At 60.2% G+C, this 2924-nt stretch carries 2 protein-coding genes and 1 riboswitch; both genes read right to left on the bottom strand.

All coding sequences use genetic code 11. The features are described 5' to 3' along the window. Window positions 1-762, bottom strand: a 762-nt coding sequence (locus GPS82_RS13705; RefSeq protein ID WP_296495658.1) for an ABC transporter substrate-binding protein, incomplete at its 3' end; no start/stop codon positions are given. Window positions 763-795: 33 nt separating this feature from the next. Then, the gene (locus GPS82_RS13700; RefSeq protein WP_296495656.1) at window positions 796-2694 is read right to left on the bottom strand and encodes a TonB-dependent receptor; all 1899 of its coding nucleotides are present in this window, start codon (window positions 2692-2694) and stop codon (window positions 796-798) included. A gap of 76 nt (window positions 2695-2770) precedes the next feature. Continuing rightward, window positions 2771-2924: riboswitch (cobalamin riboswitch) on the bottom strand. This riboswitch is flagged as partial in the annotation.

Raw genomic sequence — 2924 nt, 5'->3', positions numbered from 1 at the left:
GGTCAACGCCGCCGGGCCTGGCTGCAAGATGTCAGCCGACTTGATCTCGAACAACTGCCCGGTCTTGACAGCTGTGACCTCGCCCCAACCGGGCCGTCGGGCCACGTTTTCCGGGCGAAACTTTTTGCCGCACCAGGAGCCAATGATGATGTCAGGGTTGCGTTTGATGATCTCTTCGCCATTGCCAATGATGCGGTGCTTGCCCAGCGATTGCACGGCCAACTCGGGAAATATGTCGTCGCCTCCGGCAATTCCCATCAACTCGGACACCCAGCGGATCGCGCTGATATGCGGCACGTCCCATTCTTCAAAATAGATTTTGGGGCGGCGCGGCAAGACGGCCGCGGCCCGGGCAATGTCAGCCAGTTGCTGCTGCATGTCGGCAATCCGGGCCAAACCCTGCTCACCCTGCCCCACCATCGCCGCCACCTGGTACAGCACCGAAAAAATCTCGGCCACGCTGCGCTGGTTGAACACCGTGACCTGCACGCCGGCACGAATCAGCGCAGCGGCAATATCGGCCTGCATGTCGGAAAAGCCCAGCACGCAGTCGGGCTGCAGCGCCAAAATCTTGTCGATTTTGGCGCTGATGAACGCGCTCACCCGCGGCTTCTCATCGCGCGCCCGCCGTGGCCGCACCGTGTAGCCCGAGATGCCCACAATGCGGCTTTCCTGCCCCAGCAGGTAAAGCCACTCAGTGGTTTCCTCGGTCATGCAGACGATGCGCCGGGGAGCCAGATCTTGGGCGCCGGGCAGGTTCATGGATGGCTTTTCATAAAACGGTTCACTGGCAGATCAGATCTTTGGCGTCCAGGATACGCCCACATACAAGCTGCGGGGCTGCTGGTTGTAGCCGTACACCGTCTGGTAATTCTCATCCAGCGCGTTGTCCAGGCGCGCCTTGAGTTCCACGCCGGGGGCTACCTGGTAGGACAGCGACAAATTGAGCACCGTGTAGGCCTCCAGGGTGGTCTTGACCGTGCTGAAGGTGACAGGATCACTGTAGGCGTCGGGCCGGTCGCCGCTGTATTGCAGGTCAGCGCCCAAACGCCAAGCCCCAACCGGGTGAGAAACGCCCAGCGACAGCAGGGTCGCGGCACGACGCTGCAAACGCTGCCCGGTGATATCGTCCACCGGGTCTTGCAGCGTCAGGCTGGCGCGCAGGTCGCTGGCCTGCACGCTACCCCGGTACGAGAGCTCCCAGCCCGAATTGCGGGTGCGCCCAAGATTGGCGAAGGCAAAGGTCGTGTTGTCGTATGTCAGTTGGTCCTTGACCCGCGTGTTGAAGTAGACAACGCGCAGCCATTGACTTCCCTGCTCATATTGAGCCCCCAACTCCTGGCTATAGGCACTTTCTGGCTTTAGCGCAGGGTTGCCGTAATAGGGTGCGTAAAGATAACCCAGCGGCGGCGCATTGAAAGCACTTGAAGCGCTCGCGGTCACTTTGAATTGATTTGTTACCGGGTAACTGTAGCCCAGGTAGCCAGTGTTTTGACTCAAATCACCCACCTCGTCACGGCGCACATTGAGTTGGAGGTTGCCACTGCCCAGTTTGCCTTCCAGCCCGGCAAACAGGGCGCTGGCATCACGCTCCTCGTTGTAGGGCGTCACAAAGGCAGAATCACTGCTGGTGGCCACCCGCTGGCGCTGCTGCTCCAGGCCGGCACTGGCCAGCCAGTTTTCACCCAGAACGAGCGTGTTGACCCAACGCAGCATGGTAGCCCGCGTGGTAAATCCGTCGCTAGACCCATAAAAGCCGTCGTCCTGGCTGCTGCTTTTGTCTGAGTTTTCACTCAGCGACAGGCGGCTGCGCCAGTTGCCCCAGGTGTTGTCGGAAAACAGCGTGGTCTGGGTCAAGCGGGTCGTCGATGTTTGAATGTCGGTCGGCGCCCCAAAGGCATTGTCATAGTCGTTGTCCGCGTCTGACTGCATGAAACGAAGACCAAAACTGTGCGCATTGGCGAGCCGATGCACCAGCGAAAAATTGCCGCTGGTGTTGCTGTAGCCATCCGCATCCGGGTTGGCACCTGGCAACTGTTCGGTGTCGATGGCAGAAAAGCCGTCGGTTGTCACCCGCGACAGCCCCGCACTGAAGGACGTGGCACCCAGATTGGCACTCACGCTGCCGGAGATTTTGCGCCAGTCGCGTGGTCCCAATTCCAGCGAAAGATTGGCTGACGGCTCCCGGCTTCCCGTTCTGGTGAATATCTGGATGACGCCGCCAATCGCACCCGATCCGTAAATGGCCGACACGTTGCCACGCACAATTTCGACGCGCTCAATGTTGTCGAGCATCAAGTGTTCCAGACTGACCGAGCCAGAGGCATCCTGTTTGTTTTGCGGCACACCGTCAATCAGCACCAGGGTTTGCAGCGACGGGGCGCCGCGCAGGAACACACTTGACACCGTGCCCACGCCACCATTTTGGGTCTTTTGCAGGCCCGCCTCGCGTTGCAGCAGGGTGACCAGGTCAGCGACCTGCGAGCGTTCGATGTCCTGGCGGCTGATGACCGTGGTGTGGGGCAGCGTTGAGCCCAGCAACTGTTCATTACGGCTGGCGGTGACCACCACCTCGCTGAGCACCGCCTCAGTCTGTGCCTGAACCAGCACCGGAAAGGCCGCAAAAACAGCTAACACAGACGCGCCAAGGCGCACCGGAGCGCAACCGCGCTTGTTGATACCAAGAGTTTTCATGAATGAATAAGAACCATCAAAAAGCCCTCACCGTCGTCCCCGACAGTGCATGAGCGTCACGGTTGCACGTTTTTGGGCGCGCAGCCACCGTGTTGGCCGGTATCCGGGCTGGTGGAATCAACCTCCATCGCCTTCCCAAGCGCGTGTTCAAAACGCTCAGTGGCTGTGATGGAAGCGGAGTCTTGCGACTCGTCCACTTACCGTTGCGGGGGCAGCGCAGGTTAGCCCGA

Source organism: Rhodoferax sp., from assembly GCF_011391645.1.
Taxonomy (GTDB): domain Bacteria; phylum Pseudomonadota; class Gammaproteobacteria; order Burkholderiales; family Burkholderiaceae_C; genus Rhodoferax.
The sequence above is the reverse complement of the archived record's forward strand: the minus strand, read 5'-3'. Positions and strand labels throughout refer to the sequence as shown.

Bases quoted from the DNA above. Each gene is read 5' to 3' on its own strand.
- GPS82_RS13700 (WP_296495656.1), bottom strand. From the start codon at position 2,694: ATGAAAACTCTTGGTATCAACAAGCGCGGTTGCGCTCCGGTGCGCCTT.